We start from the raw sequence: 21,260 nt of genomic DNA on the forward strand, positions 1-21,260 counted from the left end.
CGAAGCCGAAGGTTCGCGCCTATAGCTCGTCCAACTCAGCCAGCGCTGCTTCCGACAGTTCCGTAATTTCCTCTGGGGTCAGCGAATCATCGTCTGCCATTAGGTCTGAAAGCACCTGTTCCATCTGCTCCAGGTCTTCTGTTGCATCCATGCTGTGCTTGATCTGAGAAAACACGCGATAAGCGTCAAGGGTTGCAGGGTTAATCTCTTTCTGTCGCCCGCCGCCCTGACTGCTCATGTCTACCAGGTTAAATTCGATATTTTCAGCGTAGATCGCCATCGTAATATCGAAAATCTCGAAAAAGTTAATGACCCAGCGGCACTCATCTTCTGGATACGCCTTGTAAAACTGCACTAGGTCTGCGATGCGGGCTTCTAGATGGGTGCGGGCATAGGGGCAAATCAGCACCAGCTTCAGCAGCACAATCACCAGCGTCAGCGGGTTGCCGTCCATCAGCAGTTGAACGAACAGCGGGGATGGGTCTTGCTGATTTTCGGTGGTCAGGTAGCTGACAATGCGGTTGACGGTTCGCAGCAGCAGCGCGTCGTCGAGTGGCTTGTCATGGTGGATGACGTAGAGGGCATCCAGCTTTTCGGCAACCTGTGCGTTGAGCGATCGCGCCTGTTCCTGGGAGGCTGACGAAAACACCAGATATTTTTTCAGGCTCTCTTTGAACTCCTGATAGCGGAGTCCCCGCGTCTGGTTTAGGAAAATATGCGCCAGGTTGGCGTAGCTAAAGTTGCCCCGCTTCGCCACGATCATTTTCACCAAGCGCAGCACGTCGTCGCCCATCATGGTGGGGTTTTTGGGCTTCAGCGCGGGAACGGTGTTGCTCTGCGATCGCGCTGTATACATGGCCAGCTCAAACTTAAACCGTTCCTTAAGCTGTTTGGACAGGGTGCGGGCGGCGTTGCGCTGTTCGATGGGGTTATTCAGGTCGATGTACTGCGGCACCAGCAGATAGGAGGTGTAGCGGTCTGACCAGTGCTTTCGCTGGTCGTCGTAGCGCGAGGCGAATAGCTTTAGCTCCTGAAAATCCTCGCTTTCTACAAAATTCTTCAGCCAGCCGCGCAGCCGCCGCAGCGTAGGCGACATGGTGGGCTTGTCGAGAATGGGGTCATAGAAAAGCTGCACCAGCCCCCGAATCGAGTCGTGGCTGCGGCTGAGATCCCAGTTGTTGATGAGAATGTAGCAGGAACGCTTGAGCGTGTTGCGAAACTCGGTTTCCTGGTTGGCAAAGACAATCTCGTAGAGCGAGGGCAGCGTATGGGAGCTAATCGTGTTGACGTGGTGAATGAAGAGATGCCGAAACTCTGCTAGCACCTCCTCCGGCGACCACTCCTTCACAATTTCCAGCAGGTAGTTGTAGATAACCTCCTGCGCTTTTGGAATGTTCCGCTGAAAACGATTGGCTCGTCCTCGTGGCTGCGGTTGATAGCCCTCGTTCAGTTTTTCCACAACCATCTAAAATGCTCAGTTGAAACTAGAAACTGCGGTCGGCGGGTCTGAATTTTCAAAATTGAGCAGCGATCGCCCTGATGGGCTAGGCGCGGCTTGGCGAACGGGCGGGCAAGTTGTCTACTTCATGGGGGGAATACAAGAGAAAGTGTGCAGTTTACGAACAGTGGCACAAGAGTCACCCGCCGTGGTCAGCCATTCAGGTGAGTAGAGCAATCGCTAATGAGCCTATGCTGCGCTGTCTGAACTGAGGGATAGCTCCTCTCAAGCGGGCGATCGCTGGCAGTCTTGGTTGCGGTCATCGCCTGCGAATTGCCAGCCATCGGTTGCCAGAATTATCAGAATTGCCAGAATCTATCGGCAGCTAGCACCCCCCTTATGCAGCGCCCCTCTCTTTCCCCCTTGGCGCTCCGCAGTTAAAACACTTGACCCCAGCGACCTGCCAGATGGCTCATGGATGCAGCACCAATAAGTTGGGGGTAAGTTGGGGGATTGTGTAGAGAGCCTTGGCGATGGCTAGGGGTTACGCGAGGCTCCAATTATAGCGAGCGATCCCAGCGGCCCGAAACTGAGCGACTCAGGGAATCAAGCAGAAATGATAGAGTTTTACACACTCTTTACAGAGTTTAACCTGGATCACCCACTGAGGGGTTCCGCCCAGTGTTCCATTTGTGTGCGATATTTTACTATTCCTCACTTTCTGGTGTGCGGATGTTACATCTGCTCCAGTTTGGTGCCCGCCAGATCTGACGGATTTTATACCGCCTATGTCTCTGTTTATCAGTGAATCGCTCATCGGGAAATCACCCACAAGTTAGGTTTATAAACCTCTTAGGCTATTTTCCTGATTTTTCCCAGTTTTTTGGGGCTTTTCCTTGATTTTTCATGGTGTTCAAACAAGCATGAACGTTCCTGATGACACCCTGTCTCTCGTGGGCGATTCCTGTAGGGATCGCCTCGCGAATCGCCTGCGTCGGCAAACCCAGCGCGACTGCCTGGTGGATTGGTATGCCACAGCAGGCGACCCAAGCCATGCCCTCGACCCTGCAACCTGGAAGACCTGGGGCAAGATTCCGCTGAATGCCAAGGGACATATTCCCTGGACGAAAGGACGGCAGGTGTTGTGGCTGGCGCAGGAAATCGTCGTGCCCGATGCGCTAGAGGCATATCCGCTGGCAGGGCTGACACTGCGACTGGCGCTGACCTGGTGGGCAGAGGACGCGCAGATTTTTGTAGATGGGCAGTGGGTGCAGGCGGGCGATCTGTTTGACTGCTCGGCGCGGGTCGTGCTGCGGGAGCAGGTGCAGCCAGGAGAGCGGATTCCGGTGGCGCTGCGGCTGGTCAGTCCGGGGCATGACGACGGGGCCCTGGTGCGATCGCACTGTATTTACGAGCGCCCCCAGTATGGACTGGAGCCTTGCCCAGAGCCGGGATTTGTGGCAGACGAGCTGGACGTGGTGCAGCACTACGTTGAAACCTTTGCACCAGCGCAGCTAGGAGACCTGGCGACCGCCGTGGCCCCACTCGACTGGAGCCAGCTTGCCAACCGAGCCGCCTTTGACCAGGCGCTCTGTGACCTGCGGCAGCGCCTGTTGCCCTTTGGCGAGTGGATTGGGCAGCGGCAGATTTCCCTGTTGGGACACGCGCATCTAGATCTGGCCTGGCTGTGGCCCGTGGCGGAAACCTGGGACGCGGCCGAGCGCACGTTCAAGTCGGTGTTGAGTCTCCAGGCGGAGTTTCCAGACCTAATCTTTACTCACTCTTCGCCCGCGCTCTATGCCTGGATGGAAACGAACCGTCCGGCACTGTTTGAGGCAATTCGGGCGCAGGTGGCGGCAGGGCGCTGGGAGGTGGCCGCTGGGCTGTGGGTGGAGCCGGAATTGAACCTGATCAGTGCCGAGTCGATCGCCCGCCAGATTCTCTACGGCCAGCGCTATGTGCAGGAAACATTTGGGCGCATCAGCGCGATCGCCTGGCTGCCCGACACCTTTGGCTTTTGCTGGCAATTGCCCCAGTTCTTGCGCCAGGGCGGTGTGGAATTTTTCGTTACGCAAAAGCTGCGCTGGAACGACACCAACGAATTTCCCCACGAAGCCTTTTGGTGGGAAGGGCCCGGCGGCAGCCGCATTTTTAGCTTGCACTCTGCGCCCATTGGCGAAGGCCTCGACCCCCTCAAGATGGTTCGCTACGCCGCCCAGTTTGAGCAAAAAACGGGCTATCCCCACGCCCTCTGGCTGATCGGCGTGGGCGATCACGGCGGCGGCCCCACCCGCGACATGCTGCACCTGGCCCAGCGCTGGGGGCGATCGCCCTTCTTCCCGCGCCTCCAGTTCTCCACAGCGAAGTCCTACCTGGAAGGGCTGCGGGAATTGGGTCATCCCAGTGTCAACGTCAACCCCCCAACACCTCAACATCCCCTCTGGCAGACCGATCTCTACCTCGAATTCCATCGGGGCTGCTACACCACTCATGCCGACCAGAAATGGTGGAACCGCCGCTGTGAGGCGCTGCTCTCCGAAGCGGAACTGTGGTCAGCCATGACGACGCTGGCCCTGGGACTGCCCTACCCTGCACCAGCCCTGGAAACTGCGTGGAAAAAGGTGCTGTTTAACCAGTTTCACGATATTTTGCCCGGATCGGCGATTCCTGATGTGTACGCAGAGGCCAATCGGGAATGGGCAGCGGCGGCGAGGTGCGCCCAAGAAGTGATTGAGGCAGCGCTGGGGGCGATCGCCTGTCACATTGCCCTACCGCCCGCGCCCCATCCCCAGGCCAGGGCGGTGCTGGTGTTTAACCCGCTAAACTGGTCGCGCTCGGCGGTGGTGCGAGTGGGGGGGGGAGAACGAAGAACGAAAAACGAAAAACGAAAAATGGAGGGGCGGGAACATCCAAAATCCAAATTCCAAAATCCAAATTCCAACTGGCAGGTTCATGGGTTAGATGGCCGGGCGATCGCTGCTCAGTGGGTGCTGGAGGCGGATGACGGCGAGCATTGGGACATTGCGTTTCGGGCCGAAGCCGTTCCTGCGCTGGGCTATGCCTGCTTCTGGTTGTGTCCAGTTGAGGGGGACTTTTCGGCTGCGGAGCCGCTCTATCCGACGGATTCCTTTGTTCTGGAAAATGAGTTTCTGCGGGTGGCAGTTGACCCGGCTACGGGCAATCTGGCTAGCGTGTTCGATAAGGCGCAGCAGCGGGAGGTGCTGGCGGGGCCGGGCAATCAGCTTCAGGCGTTTCAAGATGGTGGGCAATATTGGGATGCCTGGAATATTGACCCGGCTTACGAAAGCTATCCCTTGCCGCCGCCGCAGCTTGAGGCGATTCGCTGGGTGAACGATGGGGCGATCGCCCAGACGGTGGAGATCGTGCGATCGCTCGGTCGGTCTATATTTCGCCAGCGCTACGAGTTGCAAGCCGGGTCGCCGCTGCTGCAAATCCATACCTGGGTCGATTGGCAAGAGCGCCACGTCCTGGTGAAAGCGGCGTTTCCGCTCAATCTGACAGCCGATTTCCTGACCTGCGAAATTCCGGGCGGTGTGATTCAGCGGCCCACCCAGCCGCAGGATTCTGTTGAGGCGGCTCAGTGGGAAGTGCCTGCCCTGCGCTGGGCGGATCTGACCAGTTCCGATGCGGCAGAGGACATTCCCTACGGCGTGAGCCTGCTCAACGACAGCAAACATGGCTACGACAGCAGCCCTAGCCAAATTCGCCTGACGCTGCTGCGCGGCGCAGAGTGGCCGAATCCCGATGCGGATTTGGGGCATCATGAATTCACCTACGCGCTGTATCCCCACGCCGGCCGTTGGCAGGTGGCTGAAACGGTGCAACGCGGCTATGAGCAAAATCAGCCCTTGCGGGTTTGCGTCGTTGATCCGGCAAACGCCACGCCCTCCCAGGCTGCATTGCCGCCTATGGGTTCGCTGTTCCACCTCGACGCTGACTCAGCCGTGGTGAGCGCCCTCAAGCCCACCGAAGACGGCTCCGGAGACTGGATTTTGCGGTGCTACGAGTCGCAGGGAGCGTCAGGAGAAATTCGCTTTTTAGGAGGTGGTTCTACAGGAGGTGGCTCTACAGAACAATGGGCGATCGCCCAGGTGGTTCGCGCCGTCCCCACAAATCTGCTAGAAGATGCCAATGCCGTAGAGAATGAAGGAGGGGCGATCGCCCTCCAGCCGTGGCAGATTCTTACCCTCCGTCTGACGCTCCAGCCTGCGCCCAAGCCCTAATCTTCATGGTCTTCAAAGGGGTCGTCTAACTGCTTAGACGGCGGGCCAAAGGAGGTATAGATCGCGGCTCCAGTGATGCCGATCAGGATCGCGGTAACGGAAATACTAAGAACTGTTGCAGAGTCCATGAGTCGATCTAATTTATGAGTCACATTCCCCTAGAATATTACATAAAGTTAAATTTAACGATTGCTTGCAGGTAACCCATGGCACAACGCACTCGCTTGGGAGATATCCTTCGCCCCTTGAATTCTGAATACGGTAAGGTGGCTCCCGGTTGGGGCACAACCCCGCTGATGGGAGTTTTCATGGTGCTGTTTCTCGTATTTCTGCTGATTATTTTGCAGATTTACAACTCCTCGCTGATTTTAGAAGATGTGAACGTAGACTGGCGCAGCCTCGGCGGCTAGTTTTAAGATCACGCTCGATTATGAGAAAGCCCCGGTCATGCCAGGGCTTTTTTTCATGCTTAGCTGATTGTGTGTCTTGATTGTTTGTCTTAGGCGCGGCAAGCGCTGCCGTCCAGTCAACTGCGGCGCTATACCAAATTGCGGTCGGTCAGGATTTCGTAGCCTGTTTCCGTCACCAGCACCGTATGCTCGAACTGGGCTGATAGAGCGCGATCGCACGTTACCACCGTCCAGCGATCGCCCAGCACTCGTGTCAGCTTCGACCCCGCGTTCACAATCGGCTCGATCGCCAGCGTCATGCCGGCCCGCAGCTTCACATTCGGCATCTGGTGCGTGCGGAAATTGAACACTGACGGCTCTTCGTGCAGGTTTCGCCCCACGCCGTGCCCCGTGTAATCTTCCACCACGCTAAAGCCATTGGCCTTGACATGATCTTCAATCGCGCCCGCCATGTCGAGCAAAAAGGCCCCAGCTTTGACCTGTTCAATTCCCTTGTAGAGCGCTTCTTCGGCAACGCGAATCAGCTTTTCGGCAGCAGGCGACACCTTGCCCACCCCAATCGTGATGCAAGAATCACCGTGAAAGCCTTCAAAATAGGCACCCGTGTCTACCTTCAGTACGTCGCCCTGGCGGATTGTCTTGCGGCGGCTGGGAATGCCATGCACCACTTCGTTATTAATACAGGCACAAATCGACCCTGGGAACCCGTGATAGCCCTTGAAGCTGGGTGTTGCGCCCATTTCCCGAATTCGCTTTTCGGCGTAGGCATCTAGGTCGGCCGTTGTCATCCCTGGCTGCACCATTTCCGAAATTTCCTTCAGCACCGTTGCCACAATCCGAGAAGCCTGACGCATGATTTCGATTTCGCGGGCGGACTTGATCTCGACGCTGCGGCTTTGCTTGCGGACGCGGGGCGAGTTGATGGCTTGCGGGAGGATGTCGGTGAGAATGTTCATTAAATCCGGAGGTGCAGGGGTAGAAGTCGCTGGAAGCGCTTGCTGAAAACGCTCGATATGGAGGGCGCGAAAGCCCTTATCTAAGTTACCTCAAGTATTCCCATCTAGGGGATGATTCGGTTGGGTTCGACCATCCTGCTGCGGATTGTCCAGCCGGTCGCGGTTTGGCCGGTTCAGGTTGCCGCCGCCGCCACAATCTCCTGGAGCCGTTCGCGAAACTCGCCTTTGGGATGTGCGCCTTTGACTTCGCCTAAGATTTTGAACTCGCCTTCAGGCTCCTGGCAAATGATATAAGTCGGCCAGCCCATGCCTTCTTTATCGGGATATTGTGCCAGAAGGATCTTGCGGTATTTGCGGTAGGTGGCAGTGTCCTGCATTTTTACATCGACAAACTCCAGTCCTAGCTCTGCTGCCACTTTCTGGTCATAGAACGACATTTTGTGGCAGAGGCCGCAGTCTTCGGAGGAGAACTTAATCACAGTGGGATTCATAGCAGGGATTTACCAAATGTTGAGACAAAAGTGTGACTAAAAGTATGACTAAAAGTGTGACTAATAGACTGGCAGGCTGGCCCAAGTCTTGAAAAGAGTTTGCAATGGATTGTCACGTCTGGAACGAGTGCGCCTAGAACGAGTGCGGCAAAATCTCTGCAAAATCTCTAAGGTATCAGCCTTAAGGCTTTGAGGAACTGTCCCTGGCGATTGACGTAGCGCCACTGGTTGCCGAGCTTTACGCGGGCCCAGCCCTCCGAAAAGGCGGCAGCATCGTCGAATTGAGGGTCGATGATCCAGGCTCCGGAGGGGTCGATGTAGCCGTAGCGATCGCCCTGTTTGACGGCAGCCAGCCCTTCGGAAAAGTCGGCGGCATAGTCAAATTGAGGGGCGATCGCCATCTGTCCCTGGCGGTCGATGTAGCCCCACTTCGCGCCCACCAGCACCGCCGCCCGCCCTTCGGCAAAATCTGATGCAAAGCTAAACTGGGGGGCGATCGCCAGATTGCCCTGCAAGTCGATAAAGCCCCAATCGCTGCCCTGCCGCACCCGTGCCCGCCCGTCTGCAAATCGAAAGGCCCCATCAAACTGCGGTTGGATAATTAGCGCTCCTGTCGGGTCAATGTAGCCCCAGCGGCCGCCCTGCCGCACTGCCGCCCGCCCCTGAGACAGTCGCCATGCATCTTCAAACTGGGGATCGATGACCAGTTTGCCCGTCGGTGCGATGAACCCGTAGCGATCGCCTAGTTTCACCGCCGCCCGCCCTTCGGCAAAGCTCCCCGCCAGGTCAAACTGCGGCTCGATGGCGACCTCTCCAGCGGGATTGATATAGCCGTAGCGGGTGCCAGCGCGAATCGCCGCCAGCCCGCCCGAAAAAGCAGCCGCACTCAGATATTGCGGCGGAACGATGACTTCACCCGCCCGATTCATATAGCCATAGACCCCGTTTGCCTTGACCAGCGCCAGGTCTTCGGAAAAGTCGGCGGCTCCGTCCATGTTGGGATCGACGGCGATCGCCACGTTGCCCGTCAGGTTGATAAACAGGAGGCGATCGCCCTGGCGCACCATCGCCAGCCCCTCGGAAAAATCGGAAGCCTGGTCAAAGAACAGTTCGGCATCAGATTGAGCCAGGGTTTGGGGATCGGTCATGGCAGTTTCGTAAGACAGAACAGGGCTAAGAGCAGCGTTGTGAGCCGTGTGACGAGTGGTGTCCCAACGGCAGCCCTCCAGCAGGAGCAGGGTGGAGGCGATCGCAGCAACGTAAAAAAAGCTTGGCATGAGCTTGGGAAATTTGACTAGAAAGAGGATGCAGAAGACTGGAGAGCAGAACGAGGGCAGCAGCGAATAGGCCAAGGGATACCTACGATACGTAATCTCGATAAAGAATGTTTGAGAATTGAGAGGGGTGCGGAGACTAGAGAAATCACGGAAGGGCGCGTGAACCAAAGCGACTGCAAAGATGGCTGCGGCCCCTATTGACGAAATCCCACCAAGTACTCGATGGTATCTGTAAAGAAACCATGAAGTAGCTTTACTAAATTTAAAGCCTTCATGAAGTTGCTGACTTACTTGCGGATACTTAACGATTTTTCAGGATGGCTAGGTATGGGTGAGGTAGATTTTGCTTGTCCAGAGTTGTCTGAACCAAAAGTTTGGATACTACCCATGACCGAAGTTTATTCTGGCTTCACACTAGGCGGGATCTAAACCTGAGTTTATGAAGTTGCTGGGGAAAGAGAGTCTATTTTGATCCGTATAGCGTGATAGCTACAACCTAGCAGCGTTTTTAGGGGTGTTGGTTAATCGTTCGTGACTTCTGTCTAAGCCTCATAACTGGGTGTGATGGATGGCTTCCTGTTCGTTGAGTGTTCGTGAGTCTGCTTGAGCAACCTTTTCAATTGCCCCTTTGCTTCGGCAGCATCTTCGACCGAGTAAACGAGAAAATTCTTCAGGGAAGAAGTCTATGGCAGAGTATCCTGATGTTCCGGTCGCCCCCTCATCTTCCTTCTATGGCGCGCCTGCACCATCCGAAGCTGAAGCTGAGCTGGACTTTGGGCTGGAGGCTGAGCTAACTGAACCGAGTTTTTCTGAACCTGCGGCTCGCGCAGGTGTGTTTGAAGCACACTCGCTTGGCGTTGCCGCTGGGTCGGAACTGACCGCCGCGCGATCGCCCCTTTCCCAGGACGCGCTAAACGACATTGAGCTAGATTTTGACGAGCTGCAAACCTTTGAAACGGTTAGCACGCAGTTTTGTCATCTGGGCGTGACGTTCGCCAATGCGATCGCCCTTGTGCCTTCCAATCCAGCCTTTCCATCCCACAGCGGGCAGCTCGTGCTGATGGGTTGTCCCAAGGGGGGCTGGCTAGAGGCGACCTTTGACCAGCCCGTGCAGCGCGTCAGCGGACACATTACTAGCTCTCGCCCGACCGTGATGGCAGCGTTCGACGAACACAACCGTCCCGTTGCCCAAACCCAGACCCCAGCCGCCAACCTGGCAGGCTCCGACTCCAGCCAAACGCCGAATTTGGAGATGACGCTGACGGCCCGCCGGATTTCCCGCGTCACCTTCTACACCTTTGACGGACAATTGACCTTAGGCGCATTCAGCTTCGCGCAGTCCAACCGCCGAGCGTCTTGAAGCAGGCTCTCAGTTTTCAGGTCAGCCTTTAGGTCAGAGAGCGGGTTTAGCGATCGGCAGCGACTTGACTCTGCTGGAGGCGACCTGGATGTGCCGCCAGGAGTTGATGGCTAAATTTTGACGATTGATGAATCCTTACTCTTTACTGGCTCAAACGACCCGCGAGCGAGTCAGCGACGGGGCGATCGCCCCAGTTTTGGCAGACTGTGATGCCGCCTCAAAAACGCTGGTGCTAATCTGGTCCCAACTGGGCGACTTCGACAGTTTGGAATATGCCTGGTGGATTCGGCGGCAGGCGGCGCAGATTGAGTCAGCGGGCATTGCGGTACGGGCCGTCGGCATTGGCGATCGCGCATCAGGGCAAAAGTTCTGCGACTACACAGGCTTTCCGTCCAAGCATCTCTTTGTCGATCCCAACGCATCGCTACACCAAGCGCTGGGATTGTATCGTGGACTGTCGCTCAAGCTGCCCGGACTCTCGCCGGGGCAAAACGGCTGGCTCAACCTGATGCTGATGTGCGCGGGGATCGGCAGTCCGGGCACGCTGGCGGAGGTGTTTCGCGGCTATCGGGGCGATCGCGCTGCCCCTCAGCTTGTCGCCGACGACGAAGACATTCAGGCCCCGCCCCTGCCGCCCCTCAAGGGTTCCTTCTTTCGCTGGGCAGGCGGCAGCGGCTTCCAGCGCCCGTTCGAGCTAGCCACTCTGCGCCTGCGAAACATGGGCGAAGTGCTGCGCCACTGGAAAACCTACGTGCCCGATGCCGCCTATCTCACCCAGCGCGGCGCAACGTTTTTGTTCGACGCTCAGGGCGAATTACTCTACGAACATCGCGATCGCGCCATTTTGGGCTTCGCCGAAACCATGAGCAACCCGCTCCAGTTTCTCCAACAGTGAGCCTTGCAAGCCCCCGAATGAGTCCTCCAAAATCCCCAAAATCCCCAATCTAAAATTCAAACTCGCCCCCCAGGAGCCTCCCCATGCTGCCCATTCGGGTGTCTTCCACCAGATCTCACTATCAGCAGCAGATCGGCATTCGCCAGTTCCAGTTTGCCGCCGATGAACCCATCGAAGTCGGTGGCGCAGACACTGGCCCCACCCCGACCGAATACGTCCTGGCAGGGCTAGGCGCGTGCAAAACCATGACCATCCAGATGTACGCCGAGCGCAAAGGCTGGCCCGTCGAAAAAATCTCTGTCGATGTCACACTGGAAAAAACGCCCGACGGCACCCAGGTTCACGCGCTGCTCACCCTTGAAGGAGATCTCACCGACGAACAGCGCCAGCGAATGAAAGAAATTGGCGATCGCTGCCCAGTTCACAAGCTTCTAAGCAGCAGCCTGACGATCCAGACAACCCTGAAACAAAAAGAAGACAGACCCACAAACTGAGCCACGTCAAGCAAACCAGCCAGTCGCACGCACCAAAACCTTTCAGACCCACCAGTAACCCCTTAGGAGGGGGTGTGGGGGACGCTTCGTCCCCTGCAAAAGGGGGTTTGGGGGATATCCCCCAAGGCTGTTGGCTCGGATCAAGGTTTACTGTCCTCATTCCGTCATAGGATCGAAAAGCACAGTTTGCAATCGCAGGTTAAGAGGGCGACACATGCGCGTGTTGGTGATGGGCGGAACCCGGTTTATCGGCGTGTACCTGACGAAACTTCTGGTAGCGCAGGGCCACGAAGTCGTGCTGTTTAACCGGGGCAACAAACCTGCACCCGTAGCGGGCATCCAGCAGATTGTGGGCGATCGCACCGACCCGCTCCAGCTCAAAACCAGTCTCTCCGGCGAATCCTTTGATGCCGTGTTCGACAACAACGGCCGCGAACTCAGCGACACCCAGCCCCTTGTCGAGGTCTTCAACGGGCGAATCCAGCATTTTGTCTACGTTAGCTCGGCCGGAGTTTATCTCAAATCTGACCAGATGCCGCACGTCGAAGGCGATGCGGTCGATCCCAACAGCCGCCACAAGGGCAAGTTTGAAACCGAGGCTTACCTAGCCGAGTCTGGCATTCCCTTCACCTCCATTCGCCCGGTCTACATCTATGGCCCGCAAAACTACAACGACTTAGAAGCCTGGTTCTTTGACCGCATCGTGCGCGATCGCCCCGTCCCCATTCCCGGCAACGGCATGGCCCTGACCCAGTTTGGACATTGCCAGGATTTGGCAGCGGCGATGGCGGCTGTGTTAGGGAATGACCGGGCGATTGGGCAGATTTATAACGTGTCGGGCGATCGCGCCGTCACCTTCGACGGGCTAGCCCGCGCCTGCGCTGCCGCCGCTGGCAAAGACCCCAGCAGCCTCAGCATCATCCACTACGACCCCAAAAAATTCGACTTTGGCAAGCGAAAAGCCTTTCCCATGCGCGTGCAGCACTTTTTCACCGACATCCACAAAGCCAAAACCGAGCTAGGCTGGCAGCCCCAGTTTGACCTAGTTTCCGGACTGGCCGACTCCTTCCAACACGACTACCTCGTCAGCGGCCGCGATAAAGCCGAGATTGACTTCTCCCTGGACGAAGAAATCCTGGCAGCCCACGCTTGAGCCGGAGTCTACTGGGGAATACTGGAAGCTAGGGATGCAGGTGTCAGACATTGGCGCTATGGCCTGCACCTGCCCAAACTCCCAAACTCCCAACTCTCTACCCCTCACCTTGACTGACGAACGAGCCTACTGGCTGGCCTGGAGCCAAATCGCGGGCGTAGGCCCGACACTGCTGATGCGAATCTATCGACACTTTGGGTCGCTGGCAGCGGCCTGGAATGCCGACTTGGCTGCCCTGGATGCGGTGGAGGGCATTGGCGGCGTGACGGCGGGGGCGATCGCCGAAACCCGCGCCTCGCTCAACCCTGCAACCCTATTTGCAGCACATCAGCGCGACAATCCCGATGTTTGGACACCCGCCGATGCCGACTATCCGCGCCTGCTCACCGAGATTCCCGACCCGCCGCCGCTGCTGTATTATCGCGGGCAGGTGTCGCTGGCGGAAAATCGAGGTGACGTGGGTCTAGTGGCGATCGTGGGAACCCGCAACCCTTCTAGCTACGGCAAACAGTGGACATATCGCCTGGTAGAAGCGCTGGTGCAGGCAGGATTTACCATCGTCTCTGGGCTAGCGGAAGGCATTGATGCGATCGCCCACCAAGCCTGCCTCGACGCAGGCGGCCGCACAATCGCCGTCCTGGGCACCGGGGTCAACCGCGTCTATCCCACCAGCAACCGCACCCTCGCCCAGCAGATCGACCGCAAAGGGCTGATCCTCAGCGAACATCCCCGGGGCACCGGCCCCGACCGCGCCCACTTCCCCAGCCGCAATCGCATCATTGCCGGACTCTGCCGCGCCACCCTGGTCATCGAAGCAGGCTCCAAATCGGGAGCGCTGATCACTGCCCGCGTCGCCAACGACTATGGCCGCGAAGTCTACGCCCTCCCCGGCTCCCTCGACCAGCCCCAGTCTCGCGGCTGCCTGGAGATCATTGCAGGCGGCGCTCAAGTGATTCTCGGCGAAACTCCGCTGCTAGAGGCTCTCGGCGCAATTCCCCAGCTAGACGCGATGCCGAACCATGCTGCTGCTCCAGCGTCCTCGCCGTCTGCACCTCCCACACCCGATCTGCCGCCCCGCCTAGTGCCGATTTTTCAAGCGATTCCACCCATGCCACCAGAGGCGATCGCCCTCGACACCCTGGTACAAACCACCCAACTCGACACCAGCAGCCTCCTCGCCGCCCTGCTGGAGCTAGAAATGCTGGGTGTCGTCTCGCAACTGCCCGGAATGCGCTATTGCCGAACGTGATGGCAGCGTTGCAGAGGATCTTTTTCGAGAGGGTAATCCATGCGCTGAGGCGATAGAGTGAAAAGGTATTTCGGGGCGACGACGATTGGCGCACATCCTGTCCCCCCAACCCGTTCTCTCGTTTCCCTGCTGCCCATGTCTTCCCCAAAACCCCGCCTCCTGATCATCGGCCTCGACTGCATGGAGCCATCGCTGGTGTTTGACCGCTGGCGGCAGGATCTGCCCAACCTGTCGCGGCTGATGGCAGCAGGCAGCTATGGGCGGATGGAGAGCAGCATTCCCGCCATCACCGTTCCCGCTTGGAGCTGCATGATGAGCGGGCGCGATCCGGGGGAACTGGGGATTTATGGATTTCGCAACCGGGCCGATCGGAGCTATGGCAAGATGGCGATCGCCGATGGTCGAGCGGTCAAGGTTCCGCGCCTGTGGGACTTGCTGGGCGACGCAGGCTGGACGGTCGCCGCCCTCAGCGTGCCGGGCACTTCGCCGCCCTACCCGGTGAACGGCTCCCTTGTGTCCTGCTTCCTCACGCCCAGCCGCGACGTGCCCTACACGCACCCGCCGGGCCTGGCCGCGCAAATTGCCGAATGGATGCCCGACTTTTTGCTGGACGTGCCGGAGTTTCGCTCCGAAGAAAAAACGCGAATCTTGCAAAACATCTACGACCTCTGCAACCAGCGGTTTGACCTGGCAGAAAAGCTGATCGAGCGCGACCAGCCCGATTTTCTGATGTTGGTAGACATGGGCGTCGATCGCATTCACCATTCCTTCTGGAAGCCGATGGACCCCACCCATCCGCAGCACGAGCCGGGGTCGCCCTTTGCCAACGCGATTCACGACTACTATTGCCATGTGGATCGGCGCGTCGGCGATCTGCTGGCAAGGTGCGACGAAGAAACCGCCGTGCTGGTGGTGTCCGACCACGGGGCGCGGCCGCTGATGGGCGGCATCTGCGTCAACGAGTGGCTAATCAAGTGGGGGTATCTGACGCTAAAGCAACCCCCTTCGGAACCGCTGCCCCTGGATCAGGTCGAGGTGGACTGGGGCCAGACCAAGGCCTGGGGCGCAGGCGGCTACTATGGGCGCATTTTTATGAATGTGCAGGGACGAGAACCGCAGGGCGTGATTCCCCTGGCGGAATATGAGCAAGCGCGATCGCACCTCGCAGATCTCCTCGCCAGCATCCCCACGCCGGACGGGCAGCCCATGCCCAACCGCATCATGAAACCCCAGCAGATTTACCAGAAGGTGCGCGGCGTGGCTCCCGACCTGATTGCCTATTTCGACGAACTCGCCTGGCGCTCGGTGGGTACAGTCGGTGACGGCTCGCTTTACACTACAAATAATGACACCGGGCCCGACGATGCCAATCATGCCCCCTTTGGGCTGATGATTTTCCATGACCCGCGCCAGCCCAAGGGCGGCCAGGTTCTAGAGGGCGCGACGCTTTACGACATCCTGCCCACTTTGCTACACCGCTACGGCCTCCAGCCCCCCGCCAATCTGCGCGGCAAAATCCTTCCCATCTAGCTTCAGATCCTCAACCCCTTAACCCTCAAATGCCCGCTTCTGGTCGTTTCCAAAGTCGCTTGCTGAGCTATCTGTCTCGGCAGCGGCTGCGTTTGGGCGATCGCACGTCGCGCTGGCTGCGGCAGGCGGCAAATGCGGCGGCGCTGGGGGCGCAGGTGGTGCTGTATCCGGTTTATGTAGCGTTTCAGTCGATGCGGCTGGCGGGGCGACAGATGGGGCCCGCAGCGCAGCGTGTGGGGCTGTTTTTGGAAAATGTTAAGCGCAGCGTCCAGGGAAAGCCCGCACTGCCCGCCTCGCCGCCGCCCGTCGATGCGCCCATTCATAAAACGCTGAGGGCCATTCGCTCGGCGGGTTTTGCCACAAAGCAGATCGCTGCGCCAGAGTCGCCAGATTCGCGGGCGATCGCCCTTCGTTCTCCGGCTGACCTGATTCCATTTGATCCGACCGAAGACGACCGCGTTTCGCTGGCCCTCTGCGAAGCGTCGGCGCTGGCTGCTTTGGACGCTGCTCAGTTGCGATCGCCCTCTGCACAGGCACTCGCTGGCAATTTTTCGACAGAAATTGGCGGCATCGCCTCGCGGCTAGACAGTCGCCTTTTGGTGCTGGTGACGACGACGAACGCCCTCATCGACCTGTCGCCCCAGCAGCAGCGCTGGCTTCAGCAGCAAATCATTTGGGAACTGGCGGACTACGGGCGGGCCCGGCGGCGCTGGCTGCGGCGGGCAGGACTGGCGGGTCGCCGCTCGGCTGGGGAACTGGGCAGCGGGGCAACGGATGGGGCGATCGCCGACCTCGCAGCCCCGCTACCCCACTCCCTGGCATCCTCGCAAAGGGGACGGCTGGCGCGGATGCTGCCCGTGCCGATGCCGCGAGAAAGCGCCGCGCTGCCGGTGCAAGCGTTTTATCAGCTCATGGCGTGGGTGCAGACGGGGCCCGTGGCGATCGCCGCCAATTTGTTTCAGGAAGCGGCTTTGGCAGTGTACTTTCCGCCGCCCGAACCCGACCCCCAGCCAGCCGCGTCGTTCCCCAGCACAGCCTATCTGCCGCATTCCGCACCCGCCCATTCGAGAGCCGCAGCCTCTCTCTCGCCAGCGAGTCTGCCCAATCTGCGCCCCCGCTCCCCTGGCGAAATTTTGCTGCAACTCCTGGCAGAACAGCCCGCTGAGCAACTGGCTGGGCAGCCGACTGGACAACCGACTGGGCAACCCGCTGAGCAATTGACTGACTTCCCCACGGAGTTCATCTCCGCTGAGCGGTTGGCCAGCACAAGGGCGATCGCCCCTTCGATCTGCACCACAGACCTGATACCCGACGCGCACAGCGTCATCCTCACCATCAGTCGCCAAGATCCCAGCCTCCTCACGCCCCAGCCCTCCAACCCTTCAACCCTCCCGTCTCCTAACTCTTCACATCCCCCCTCCGCTGCCCAGCCGCCCTACATCGATACCCCCGCCACCCTCGTCCGCTACGAAAAGCACCCCCTAGAGGCGGTGTTGGACTGGATCGATCGGAGCATTGTCTGGCTGGAAACCCGGTTGGCAGACCTGTGGCGGTGGCTGCGGGGTGAATCGGACGGTAATGGCTGACGTGGGGGCAGTTCCCAATCCAAAATCGTGAACCGAGATAAGGGAAAATCGGGACGGGCGATCGCCCTGTTCTCGACCGAATTCACGCGGTGGCTCAGGCATGAATTCTCCGACACGCAGATTAAGGCTTTCCGTACTCTACAATCCCCATCGGAAATCTCAGAGTAGGATCGGCCTAGACGCAACACCAGACGCTATTCATAGACCGACGGATCAACCGACGGATTCCTTGAAAATCCAACCTGACCCTTTTGAACTTGCCGGGAGAAACGGATGGCAACTTTACTCGATCAACTGCGCGAGATGACGGTCGTCGTCGCGGACACGGGCGACATTCAGGCCATTGAAAAGTTCACGCCCCGCGACGCAACCACCAACCCCTCGCTGATTACGGCAGCCGCGCAAATGCCGCAATATCAAGAAATTGTGGATGAAACGCTGAAGCAGGCCAAGGCAGATGCGGGATCTGGCGCGACGGACTCGCAGGTGGCGACGCTGGCGTTTGACCGCCTGGCGGTGGAATTTGGCAAGCGGATTTTGGCAATTGTGCCGCAGCGCGTCTCGACCGAGGTGGATGCCCGCCTGTCCTACGACACCGAAGCCACCATCGCCAAGGGGCGCGAACTGATTGCCCAATATGAAGCAGCGGGCATTTCGCGCGATCGCATTCTGATCAAAATCGCCTCCACCTGGGAAGGCATCAAGGCCGCCGAGGTGCTGGAAAAAGAAGGCATCCACTGCAACCTGACGCTGCTGTTTGGGCTGCATCAGGCGATCGCCTGCGCCGAGTCCGGGGTGACGCTGATTTCGCCCTTCGTCGGTCGGATTCTCGACTGGTACAAGAAAGAAACCGGACGGGATTACGCACCCGCCGAAGATCCGGGCGTTCTCTCCGTCACCAAAATCTACAACTACTACAAGAAGTTTGGCTATCCGACTGAAGTGATGGGCGCGAGCTTCCGCAACATTGGTGAAATCATCGAGCTGGCAGGCTGTGACCTGCTGACAATCTCCCCCTCCCTCCTTGCTGAGTTGCAAGCCACAGAAGGGCAATTAGTTCGCAAGCTTGACCCCGCCAAGGCGGCCACGATGGATATCGAACAGATCACCATCGACAAAGCCACCTTTGACAAAATGCACGCCGAAGACCGGATGGCCTCCGAAAAGCTAGACGAGGGCATCAAGGGCTTTACCAAAGCACTGGAAACCCTGGAAGCCCTGCTGGCTAAGCGGCTGGCACAAATCGAAGGCGGAGCGCTGGTAAACCACGCCGCTGAGGATCTGTTCAAAGCCTACGATCTAGACGGCGACGGCTTCATCACCCGCGAAGAGTGGCTGGGCACCGACGCGGTGTTCGACGCGCTGGACGAAAACAAAGACGGCAAAATTACGCCGGAAGAAGTCCACGCAGGGCTGGGCGGGGCGCTGCTGGCTGGCGTTTAGCGGCCCGAGCGTTCCCAGTTACTCGCATCCTAAGCAACATCCCGGCGATCGCCCTCCATCGGATGCAACTCGCCGGGATGTTTAGGATTCAGGGTTGGGAGATGGGGGTTAGGATGCAGCGATACCCCTGCGACCCACGCCCCCCAACCCCCGTTCCTAGGCTTCGTCGAGTGCCGCAATTCCTGGCAGCACCTTGCCTTCCAGCAGTTCCAGGCTGGCCCCACCGCCTGTGGAGATGTGGCTCATTTGGTCGGCCACGCCCACTTTTTCCACCGCCGCCACGGAGTCGCCGCCGCCGATGATGGTGGTTGCGCCAGTTTTGGTGATGTCGGCCAGGGTGCGGGCGATCGCCTCCGTCCCCACAGCAAACTTGTCGAACTCGAACACGCCCATCGGCCCGTTCCACACCACCGTCTTGCAGTCTGCCAGCGCCTCCTGAAACACTTTCACCGAGTCGGGGCCAATGTCCAGCCCCATCCAGCCGTCGGGAATGGCTTCTACACTGACGGTCTGGGCGTTGGCATCGGGGGCGAAGTTGTCAGCCACCACCACGTCGGTCGGCAGCAGCAGCGCCACGCCCTTCTCTTTGGCCTTGGCTTCCAGCGACTTCGCCAGTTCGATAAAGTCATCTTCCACCAGCGACTTGCCGACGCTCAGCCCCCGCGCCTTATAGAAGGTGAAGATCATGCCGCCACCGATCAGCAGCTTGTCCACTTTCTCTAGCAGCGCCTCGATCACGGTGATTTTGCTCGACACCTTGGAGCCGCCGATGATCGCTGCTAGGGGACGCTTCGGCTCTTCGATGGCGCTTTGCAGATATTGCAGTTCTTTTTCGATCAGGTAGCCCGCGACGGAGGGCTTTAGATAGTGGGTTACGCCTTCGGTGGAGGCGTGGGCCCGGTGCGCCGTGCCAAAGGCATCGTTGACATACAGATCCGCCACCGACGCAAGCTGCTTGGCAAATTCGGGGTCGTTTTTCTCTTCTTCGGGGTGAAAGCGGACATTCTCTAGCAAAATCACCTGGCCGGGCTGCATGGCGGCGACGGCAGCTTCTACTTCTGGGCCAATGCAGTCGTTTGGCTTGGCGACGGTTTGCCCCAGCAGTTCCGACAGGCGCGCGGCAACGGGCGTAAGGCGGTTCTTGTCCGTAGCGCGGGCCGCGAAGTCGTCGCCCTTGGGACGGCCAAAGTGGCTGGTGAGGATGACCTTTGCGCCCTTGCCAATCAGGTCGTTGATGGTAGGCAGGGCGGCGCGGATGCGCGTATCGTCAGAGATGTTGCCCTGGTCGTCGAGCGGTACGTTAAAATCAGCCCGCACCAGGACGCGCTTGCCCTGTAGGTCGTCGGCAGTCAAATTTGCTAGAGTTTTTTTGGACACCGCTGTATACCCCCTCAAGTAAGTCTTTTTACCTATTGCCTATTGTAAAACGTCAGGGCTTGCTAACAGAACGGGGCTGAGCGCGACTCTTTCTCTACAAAAACTTTTCACTGCTGCGAGAGTCTATAGGTTTTACTTATAGCCTCATCTAGGCAACATTCACGGCGCGATCGCCCTTGCTCTGTCAGCCCGCTGACGTTTCTCCACACCACCCATCACTCTACCGAACTCTGCGTCCCTGTGAGGCGTGTTATGTTTAAAACCGTTTTGTTTCCGGTCGATCAAAGCCGCGAGTCTCGTGAAGCCGCCGACGTGGTAGCCAATGTCGTCAAAACCTACGGCAGTCGCCTGGTGATTTTGTCGGTCGTGGAATCGCTAGATGAAGAAAAAGCTCCTACGGCCGCTGATTTGGAGATGACTTCTCCAGAGGCGATCGCCGAATTGCTCCAAAATGCCAAAGCCCTTTTCACTGAGCAAGGCCTCGATGCGGAGGTTATGGAACGGGCGGGCAAACCTGCCTTTACCATTTGCGATGTAGCCGACGAGATCGGCGCAAATCTGATCATCATGGGCTGTCGGGGGCTAGGACTGACGGACGAGGGAGCCGCCGACAGCGTGACCAACCGCGTGATTAACCTGTCGCCCTGTCCGGTGCTAATTGTGCCGTAGGGTTTGTGGAACCTGGTCTGTAGAACTAGGGTTTTAGCAAGTCAGGATTGAGGCGACGGAGCGCTGGCGGGCTGGAGAGTGGGTCTGTTTGTCCAATTTTTTGTCTACTTGTGGAGTCAAAGACGACCCAGAACAAGGCTCCTGGACTCCTTTGCCGCAACAACTGAGCATAGCCGTCGGCATCTGAGCGGCGATGAAACCGAGCGGCGATCGCCCAGCGATAATCTGGACGCAAATGCACCACTAGCCAGGAATTTAGCCGTTCTTGATAGGTCATAATAAGACTACTCCATTGCAAATTGGAGCCAAGAGCCAGTGCGGAGAAGTTAGTCGCTGCAACGCATTGGCTCTTCGCTTTTGTGTGAGACAGCAATCGATCCATATGTGGATCGATTACATCATATCAGAAGCGTTCCACAAGAGGATCTATCAGTTATGTTTTTCTGACACGATTCGCATGAGTAAGGCGGGATTAGCGCTCAAGCAGGTTCTCAAAAGCTATGGCATCACGCAGTACAGAATTTCTCTAGAAATGGGCATTTCCCGCTCTAATATTCATCGCTGGATCAACGAGCAGGCCGACCCAGCAGGCGACGCTATTCTGGACATTCGCGACGCGCTGCAAAAGATTGACCCAGCAGCGGCCAAGATGTTTATCCAGCTTTACTTGCAAAACGATAGCCACTAG

19 protein-coding genes are annotated in these 21,260 nt (G+C 58.2%); 12 read left to right on the top strand and 7 right to left on the bottom strand.

The features are described from left to right. Positions 1–19: 19 nt before the first annotated feature. Entirely contained in the window at positions 20–1,465 is a 1,446-nt protein-coding gene (locus tag IGS16_RS11655; protein WP_297085611.1) for a hypothetical protein, read from the bottom strand. Positions 1,466–2,361: 896 nt separating this feature from the next. Here IGS16_RS11655 and IGS16_RS11660 point away from each other — a divergent pair. Further along, positions 2,362–5,682: an alpha-mannosidase gene (locus IGS16_RS11660; RefSeq protein WP_297085612.1), complete on the top strand. Its 3,321-nt coding sequence runs from the start codon at positions 2,362–2,364 to the stop codon at positions 5,680–5,682. Here IGS16_RS11660 and psbN read toward each other — a convergent pair. Then, positions 5,679–5,810, bottom strand: a complete 132-nt coding sequence (psbN, locus tag IGS16_RS11665; RefSeq protein WP_068511165.1) for a photosystem II reaction center protein PsbN — start codon at positions 5,808–5,810, stop codon at positions 5,679–5,681. The genes IGS16_RS11660 and psbN overlap by 4 nt on opposite strands. A 78-nt stretch (positions 5,811–5,888) precedes the next feature. On the opposite strand from psbN, the gene psbH reads away from it, so the two are divergent. Next, positions 5,889–6,092 carry a photosystem II reaction center protein PsbH gene (gene psbH / locus IGS16_RS11670; RefSeq protein ID WP_068511163.1) on the top strand — a complete coding sequence of 68 codons (204 nt, stop codon included), beginning with the start codon at positions 5,889–5,891 and terminating at the stop codon, positions 6,090–6,092. Positions 6,093–6,220: 128 nt separating this feature from the next. Here psbH and map read toward each other — a convergent pair whose 3' ends face one another. From map to IGS16_RS11685, 3 genes are all read right to left on the bottom strand, one after another. After that, positions 6,221–7,048 carry a type I methionyl aminopeptidase gene (map, locus tag IGS16_RS11675; RefSeq protein ID WP_297085616.1) on the bottom strand — a complete coding sequence of 276 codons (828 nt, stop codon included), beginning with the start codon at positions 7,046–7,048 and terminating at the stop codon, positions 6,221–6,223. A gap of 173 nt (positions 7,049–7,221) precedes the next feature. Continuing rightward, entirely contained in the window at positions 7,222–7,539 is a 318-nt protein-coding gene (locus tag IGS16_RS11680; protein ID WP_297085617.1) for a thioredoxin family protein, read from the bottom strand. Between the two features lie 167 nt (positions 7,540–7,706). Continuing rightward, complete coding sequence (locus IGS16_RS11685; RefSeq protein ID WP_297085619.1) at positions 7,707–8,816, bottom strand: WG repeat-containing protein; 1,110 nt, start codon at positions 8,814–8,816, stop codon at positions 7,707–7,709. A 685-nt stretch (positions 8,817–9,501) separates the two neighbouring features. On the opposite strand from IGS16_RS11685, the gene IGS16_RS11690 reads away from it, so the two are divergent. The 8 genes from IGS16_RS11690 (at position 9,502) to IGS16_RS11725 (ending at position 18,526) form a co-directional block, all read left to right on the top strand. Continuing rightward, entirely contained in the window at positions 9,502–10,176 is a 675-nt protein-coding gene (locus IGS16_RS11690) for a hypothetical protein (RefSeq protein ID WP_297085620.1), read from the top strand. Positions 10,177–10,303: 127 nt separating this feature from the next. Next, positions 10,304–11,071, top strand: a complete 768-nt coding sequence (locus tag IGS16_RS11695; RefSeq protein ID WP_297085622.1) for a peroxiredoxin-like family protein — start codon at positions 10,304–10,306, stop codon at positions 11,069–11,071. 83 nt (positions 11,072–11,154) lie between these two features. After that, positions 11,155–11,565 (top strand): OsmC family protein, encoded by a 411-nt coding sequence (locus IGS16_RS11700; RefSeq protein ID WP_297085624.1) that lies wholly within the window; start codon positions 11,155–11,157, stop codon positions 11,563–11,565. Between the two features lie 214 nt (positions 11,566–11,779). Next, positions 11,780–12,718: an NAD-dependent epimerase/dehydratase family protein gene (locus IGS16_RS11705; protein ID WP_297085626.1), complete on the top strand. Its 939-nt coding sequence runs from the start codon at positions 11,780–11,782 to the stop codon at positions 12,716–12,718. 109 nt (positions 12,719–12,827) lie between these two features. Continuing rightward, positions 12,828–13,967, top strand: coding sequence for a DNA-processing protein DprA (gene dprA, locus IGS16_RS11710; RefSeq protein ID WP_297085628.1), 1,140 nt, complete (start codon positions 12,828–12,830; stop codon positions 13,965–13,967). A 135-nt stretch (positions 13,968–14,102) separates the two neighbouring features. Next, complete coding sequence (locus tag IGS16_RS11715; RefSeq protein ID WP_297085630.1) at positions 14,103–15,497, top strand: alkaline phosphatase family protein; 1,395 nt, start codon at positions 14,103–14,105, stop codon at positions 15,495–15,497. Positions 15,498–15,526: 29 nt separating this feature from the next. Further along, positions 15,527–17,083: a PT domain-containing protein gene (locus tag IGS16_RS11720; protein WP_297085631.1), complete on the top strand. Its 1,557-nt coding sequence runs from the start codon at positions 15,527–15,529 to the stop codon at positions 17,081–17,083. 273 nt (positions 17,084–17,356) lie between these two features. After that, positions 17,357–18,526, top strand: a complete 1,170-nt coding sequence (locus IGS16_RS11725) for a transaldolase (RefSeq protein ID WP_297085633.1) — start codon at positions 17,357–17,359, stop codon at positions 18,524–18,526. Between the two features lie 156 nt (positions 18,527–18,682). On the opposite strand, the gene pgk is transcribed toward IGS16_RS11725, so the two are convergent. After that, positions 18,683–19,903 (bottom strand): phosphoglycerate kinase, encoded by a 1,221-nt coding sequence (gene pgk / locus IGS16_RS11730; RefSeq protein WP_297085634.1) that lies wholly within the window; start codon positions 19,901–19,903, stop codon positions 18,683–18,685. A gap of 252 nt (positions 19,904–20,155) precedes the next feature. Between pgk and IGS16_RS11735 the strand changes: the two genes are divergently transcribed. Continuing rightward, positions 20,156–20,572, top strand: coding sequence for a universal stress protein (locus IGS16_RS11735; protein WP_068511141.1), 417 nt, complete (start codon positions 20,156–20,158; stop codon positions 20,570–20,572). Positions 20,573–20,597: 25 nt separating this feature from the next. On the opposite strand, the gene IGS16_RS11740 is transcribed toward IGS16_RS11735, so the two are convergent. After that, a complete protein-coding gene (locus tag IGS16_RS11740; protein ID WP_068511139.1) occupies positions 20,598–20,849 on the bottom strand; it encodes a hypothetical protein in 252 nt (83 codons plus the stop codon). A gap of 180 nt (positions 20,850–21,029) precedes the next feature. Here IGS16_RS11740 and IGS16_RS11745 point away from each other — a divergent pair, with 180 nt between their 5' ends. Continuing rightward, positions 21,030–21,260, top strand: a complete 231-nt coding sequence (locus tag IGS16_RS11745) for a helix-turn-helix transcriptional regulator (RefSeq protein WP_068511136.1) — start codon at positions 21,030–21,032, stop codon at positions 21,258–21,260.

Source organism: Thermoleptolyngbya sp. C42_A2020_037 (assembly GCF_015272455.1).
GTDB lineage: Bacteria > Cyanobacteriota > Cyanobacteriia > Elainellales > Elainellaceae > Thermoleptolyngbya.

Bases quoted from the DNA above. Each gene is read 5' to 3' on its own strand.
- IGS16_RS11660 (WP_297085612.1), top strand. From the start codon at position 2,362: ATGAACGTTCCTGATGACACCCTGTCTCTCGTGGGCGATTCCTGTAGG.
- IGS16_RS11740 (WP_068511139.1), bottom strand. From the start codon at position 20,849: ATGACCTATCAAGAACGGCTAAATTCCTGGCTAGTGGTGCATTTGCGT.
- psbN (WP_068511165.1), bottom strand. From the start codon at position 5,810: ATGGACTCTGCAACAGTTCTTAGTATTTCCGTTACCGCGATCCTGATC.
- IGS16_RS11680 (WP_297085617.1), bottom strand. From the start codon at position 7,539: ATGAATCCCACTGTGATTAAGTTCTCCTCCGAAGACTGCGGCCTCTGC.
- map (WP_297085616.1), bottom strand. From the start codon at position 7,048: ATGAACATTCTCACCGACATCCTCCCGCAAGCCATCAACTCGCCCCGC.
- IGS16_RS11700 (WP_297085624.1), top strand. From the start codon at position 11,155: ATGCTGCCCATTCGGGTGTCTTCCACCAGATCTCACTATCAGCAGCAG.
- IGS16_RS11695 (WP_297085622.1), top strand. From the start codon at position 10,304: ATGAATCCTTACTCTTTACTGGCTCAAACGACCCGCGAGCGAGTCAGC.
- psbH (WP_068511163.1), top strand. From the start codon at position 5,889: ATGGCACAACGCACTCGCTTGGGAGATATCCTTCGCCCCTTGAATTCT.
- IGS16_RS11690 (WP_297085620.1), top strand. From the start codon at position 9,502: ATGGCAGAGTATCCTGATGTTCCGGTCGCCCCCTCATCTTCCTTCTAT.
- IGS16_RS11655 (WP_297085611.1), bottom strand. From the start codon at position 1,465: ATGGTTGTGGAAAAACTGAACGAGGGCTATCAACCGCAGCCACGAGGA.
- IGS16_RS11745 (WP_068511136.1), top strand. From the start codon at position 21,030: ATGAGTAAGGCGGGATTAGCGCTCAAGCAGGTTCTCAAAAGCTATGGC.
- IGS16_RS11685 (WP_297085619.1), bottom strand. From the start codon at position 8,816: ATGCCAAGCTTTTTTTACGTTGCTGCGATCGCCTCCACCCTGCTCCTG.
- IGS16_RS11735 (WP_068511141.1), top strand. From the start codon at position 20,156: ATGTTTAAAACCGTTTTGTTTCCGGTCGATCAAAGCCGCGAGTCTCGT.
- IGS16_RS11715 (WP_297085630.1), top strand. From the start codon at position 14,103: ATGTCTTCCCCAAAACCCCGCCTCCTGATCATCGGCCTCGACTGCATG.
- IGS16_RS11720 (WP_297085631.1), top strand. From the start codon at position 15,527: ATGCCCGCTTCTGGTCGTTTCCAAAGTCGCTTGCTGAGCTATCTGTCT.
- IGS16_RS11705 (WP_297085626.1), top strand. From the start codon at position 11,780: ATGCGCGTGTTGGTGATGGGCGGAACCCGGTTTATCGGCGTGTACCTG.
- IGS16_RS11725 (WP_297085633.1), top strand. From the start codon at position 17,357: ATGGCAACTTTACTCGATCAACTGCGCGAGATGACGGTCGTCGTCGCG.